The 5,274-nt window shown below is 71.1% G+C and carries 1 protein-coding gene; it reads right to left on the bottom strand.

The genetic code is table 11. The features are described 5' to 3' along the window. Positions 1–5,274: SDR family NAD(P)-dependent oxidoreductase (locus QR77_RS29185; RefSeq protein ID WP_347359826.1), on the bottom strand; the 5,274-nt coding region annotated here is incomplete at both ends.

Here is a 5,274-nt window from a genome sequence, read left to right as displayed (position 1 = left end):
AGGTCCCCGTCACGTCCATTGCCGGGGGCCCTCGCGGGCGACCCGGCCAGGGTGACGTTCTCCAGAGCGGCGAGCAGTTCCGCACCGTCGGCACCCAGCACCACCGCCCGGTGGTCGAGAGCCGCCCGGCCGTTCGCCAGTGAGAAGGCGACGTCTGCCGGGTCGGCCTCGGCGTCGGCGCCGACGGTCCGTAGCCGCGCTGCCTGGGCTCGTAGCGCCTCCTCCGAGCGGGCCGACAGCACCCACGGCAGGACCGAAAGACCGGACCGCATCGGGGAGTTGGTCTCGGCCTCCGGGGCCTGCTCGATGACGACGTGCGCATTCGTCCCGGAGATGCCGAACGCGGACACACCTGCCCGGAGGGGCCGTTCGGCGTTCTCCCAGGCGCGGTTCTCCCTCAGCAGCTCCACCGCCCCCGCCGACCAGTCCACATGGCTTGACGGCTCGGAGACATGCAGCGTCTCCGGCAGCACACCGTGCCGCATCGCCTGCACCATCTTGATCACACCCGCCACACCGGCGGCAGCCTGCGTGTGCCCGATGTTCGACTTCACAGAGCCGAGCCACAGCCGTTGGTCCCCGTCGCGGTCCTGCCCGTACGTCGCGAGCAGCGCCTGCGCCTCGATCGGGTCACCCAGCGACGTACCCGTACCGTGCGCCTCCACGGCATCCACGTCCGCACCCGACAGACCCGCGTCCGCCAACGCGGCGCGAATGACGCGCTGTTGCGACGGACCGTTCGGCGCGGTCAGGCCACTCGACGCACCGTCCTGATTCACCGCGCTCCCCGCCACCACAGCCAGCACCGGATGCCCGAGCCGTCGCGCGTCGCTCAACCGCTCCACCAGCAGCAGCCCGGCCCCCTCGCCCCACCCCGTACCGTCCGCGTCCTCCGAGAACGCCTTGCACCGGCCGTCGACGGACAGGCCGCGCTGACGGCTGAACCCGATGAATGTGTTCGGTGTCGACATGACGGTGACCCCGCCCGCGAGGGCGAGCGAGCACTCGTCACGCCGAAGTGCCTGCACCGCCAGGTGCAGCGCGACCAGGGACGACGAGCACGCCGTGTCCACCGTCATGGCCGGGCCCTCAAGGCCGAAGGTATACGAGATGCGGCCGGAGGCGACGCTCGCCGAGCTGCCGTTGCCGACGTATCCCTCCATCCCGTCCGGGACCTCGCGGAGGCGGGAGGCGTAGTCGTTGTACATCACGCCGACAAAAACGCCCGTGCGGCTGCCGCGCAGTGTGCTGGGGTCGATGGAGGCGTTCTCCAGCGCTTCCCAGGCGGTCTCCAGCAGGAGGCGTTGCTGCGGGTCCATACCGAGCGCCTCGCGCGGCGAGATCCCGAACATCTCCGGGTCGAACTCAGCGGCCTCGTAAAGGAATCCACCCTCACGCGCATAAGACGTACCCCGATGATCCGGATCCGGATCGAAAAGATTCCCCAGGTCCCACCCACGGTCCGAAGGGAACTCCCCCACCCCGTCCCGACCCTCAAAAACCAACCGCCACAAATCCTCCGGCGACTCCACACCACCCGGATAACGGCAGCTCATCGACACAATCGCGATGGGCTCATCGGCCCGGGCCTCCGTTCCTGTCGGGGCCACCACGGCCGCCGTGCGGGACGAGGTCGTGGCGACGGTCGCGCTCTCCACGATGCGCGACAGCAGATGCCCGGCCAGGTTTCTCGGCGCCGGGTGGTCGAAGAGCAGTGTGGCGGGCAGGGTGAGGTCGGTGGCAGCGGCGAGACGGTTGCGCAGCTCCAGGACCGTGAGCGAGTCGAAACCCGCCTCCAGGAAGCCGCGTTCGGGGTCGATGCCGTCGGCCCCCGCGTGGCCGAGCACCGTGGCGGCCTCGGCGCGTACGAGCCTGAGCATCGCGCGTTCCCGGTCGGCCGGCGCGAGTGCCATGAGCCGCTGCCGGAGTGCGTTGTCGGCGCCGGTACCGATCGTACGGCCGGTGCGCCGGGCCGGGCGGGCGGTCAGTGTGCGCAGTACTGCGGGGATCACGGCCTGGGCGCGCAGCTCCTCGATCCGCAGCCGGGCCGGTACGAGCAGCTCGGCGTCGGTCGCGCAGGCGATGTCGAAGAGGCTGAGGGCTTCGGCGGACGGCAGTGGGTCGAAGCCGCTCCGCACCATCCGGCGGCGGTCCGCGTCGCTGAGCTTGGCTGTGATGCCGCTGGCCTGCTCCCACAGTCCCCAGGCGAGCGACAGACCGGGTCGGCCGGCGGCGCGCCGGCGGCGGGCGAGGCCGTCCAGGAAGGTGTTGGCCGCGGCGTAGCTGGACTGGCCCGGTCCCCCGAGTGTGCCGGCCAAGGACGAGTAGAGGACGAACGCGGTGAGGTTCGTGTCGCGGGTCAGCGCGTCGAGGTTGATCGCCGCATCGACCTTCGAGCGCAGTACGGCGTCGAGTTGGTCCGCGGTGACGGATGCGATCATCGCGTCGTCGGTGACCCCGGCGGTGTGGACGACGCCGCGCAGCGGGTGCTCCGCCGGGACGGCAGCCAACAGCGCGGCGAGCGCCGTACGGTCGGACACGTCGCAGGCCGTGACCGTGACGGCGGCGCCCAGCTCCGTGAGTCGCTGACGCAACTGGGGTGCCCCGGGCGCTTCCTGACCACGTCTGCTGACCAACAGCAAGTGTCGTACACCGTGTTGGGTCACCAGGTGCTCGGCGACGAGCGCGCCGAGGCCGCCGGTACCGCCGGTGACCAGGACGGTGCCTTCGCTGTCCCAAGTCGCCGCCGGTGCCGCGTCACCGGGCGGGAGGGTGGCGGCGCGTACCAGCCTCGGTACGAGCACCGCACCGTCCCGTACGACGACGGTGGGCTCTTCGCAGTCCAGCGCGCCGACCGGCAGCCGGACCTCGGCCTCCGCCTCGACGAGTCCGAACCTGCCGGGGTACTCGGACGCCGCCGACCGCACCAGGCCGGGAAGCACCGCGCAGATCTGTCCGAGGTCGGACTCAGGGCCCGGCACGACGAATGTGAGCCGTGCGGACTCCAACCGGGCGTCTTCCAGGACGCCTTGTACGAACTGGAGCGCCCGCCGGGCCACGCGGTGCACGGCGGCGGTCGGGTCGTCCATGGTGTCGCCGTCGACCAGATCGGCGGCGAACACCACGATCTGGGTCGGGGGCTCCTCGCCGGCGGCGAGGGCTGCGATCAGGGCCGAGAGGTCGGCGTACCGCTCGACCGCCGCGCCGGACGCGGGGAGGAGGGAGGCCATGGCACCGAGGAGGTCGGGGCCGAGGACCGCGAGACGGCCGGGCTCCTGGCGTGCGCCGTCCGTAGGGGCGGGGATCAGGTCGACCTCGAACAACGAGTCCCGGGTGGAGGCGAGTTGCGCGGCGCTCACCGGACGCAGAAGCAACGACTCGATGGAGGCGACCGGGCGACCGGAGTCATCGGCGAGGTCGAGGGTGGCGGCGGTGGAGCTGAGCGGTGCGAGCCGGACCCGCAGCGCGACCGCCCCGGTGGCCTGGAGGGAGACGCCACGGAAGGCGAACGGAAGCGCGTTGCCCCCGGATTCGCGATCGGCGAAGGCGAAGACATGCAGGGCCGCGTCCAGCAGCGCCGGGTGGAGCCCGAACCGGGATGCCTCTGTCTGGTACTGCTCGGCCAGGGCGACCTCGGCGAACAGTTCACCGCCGCGCTGCCACACCGCCCGTACGCCTTGGAACGCGGGCCCGTAGTCGAGTCCAGCGTCGGCGAACGTCTCGTACAGCCCGTCGACCGACACCTCCTGGGCGTCGGCCGGAGGCCAGGACACGAGATCGGTGCTCTCCCGGTGGGCGCCGGGCGCGATCCGCCCAGTGGCGTGCCGCGTCCAGGGGGCGTCGCCGTCCTCGGCCCGGGAGTGTACGGACAGCTCGCGCGAGCCCTCGGGATCGGCGGCGCCGACGGACACCTGCAATTGGACGCCGCCCGACTCCGGTATGACGAGCGGTACTTCGAGCGCCAGCTCCTCGACCTGTTCGCAGTCAAGCATCTCGGCGACACGCAGGGCGAGATCGACAAATGCCGTACCGGGCAGCAGCCGTGTCCCCAGTACCACGTGGTGCGCGAGCCATGGCTGATCGGCGACGGACAGCCTGCTGGTGAACAGATAACCGTCCCCGTCACCGTCGGCGACACTCACCGCGGCGGTGAGCAGCGGATGATCGACGGCCGCCTGCCCCAGTGCGCTCGGGTCGCCCGCGTCGATGGGCGCGTCGAGCCAGTAGTGCTTGCGCTGGAAGGCGTACGTGGGCAGGTCCACCTGGCGGCCGCCGCCGATCACCCGCACCCAGTCCACGGGCGCACCGGTGACCCAGAGCCGCCCGAGGGCATCCAGGGCCGTACGCTCCCCGTCCCGGTCACGCCGGGACAGAGGTACGGCCGTGGTGTCGCTGCCACCCAACTCCCGCACCATCGCGGTGAGTACGCCGTCGGGGCCGACCTCTACGAAACGGTTCACGCCCCGGCTGGCCAACTCCTCCACGCCGTCGGCGAATCGGACCGCTGAGCGGACCTGGGAGACCCAGTACGCGGGAGACGACAACTCTTCGGCGGTGGCCATGCGGCCGGTGACGTTGGAGACCACAGGCAGGCGGGGCGTCTTGAACGCCACACCCTCCAGGACCGCGCGGAAGTCCTCCAGCATGCCGTCCATACGGGCGGAGTGGAACGCGTGGCTCACCTTCAGTCGCCGCGTACGACGACCCGCCTCGGTGAAGTGCGCGGCGATCCGGTCGACTTCGACCTCATCGCCGGACACCACGACGGAGGTCGGGCCGTTCACGGCGGCGACACTCACACCATCAGCCAGGAAGGGAAGGACTTCGTCCTCCGAGGCCTCCACCGCCGCCATCGCGCCACCGGCGGGCAGAGCCTGCATCAACCGACCACGCGCCCCGACCACCCGGCGCGCATCGGCAAGCGACCACACCCCCGCCACATACGCGGCAGCCAGCTCACCGATCGAATGCCCCAGCAGGTAATCCGCCTGTACACCCCACGACTCCAGCAAGCGGAACGAAGCCACCTCGAAGGCGAACAAAGCGGGCTGCGTCCACCGCGTCTCATCCAGCCCCTCACCGCCGAACATCACCTCCCGCAGCTCAGGACCGAACTCCCCACACACCTCATCCAACGCCGCCGCGAACACCGGAAACGCCCCATACAGCCCACGCCCCATCCCCGCCCACTGCGCACCCTGCCCCGTGAACAACACCGCGGAACGCCCCGACCGCACACTCCCCCGCACAGCCAGACCCTCAAGCCCAGCCAGC

Source organism: Streptomyces sp. 150FB, from assembly GCF_000818195.1.
Lineage (GTDB): Bacteria > Actinomycetota > Actinomycetes > Streptomycetales > Streptomycetaceae > Streptomyces.
The sequence above is the reverse complement of the archived record's forward strand: the minus strand, read 5'-3'. Positions and strand labels throughout refer to the sequence as shown.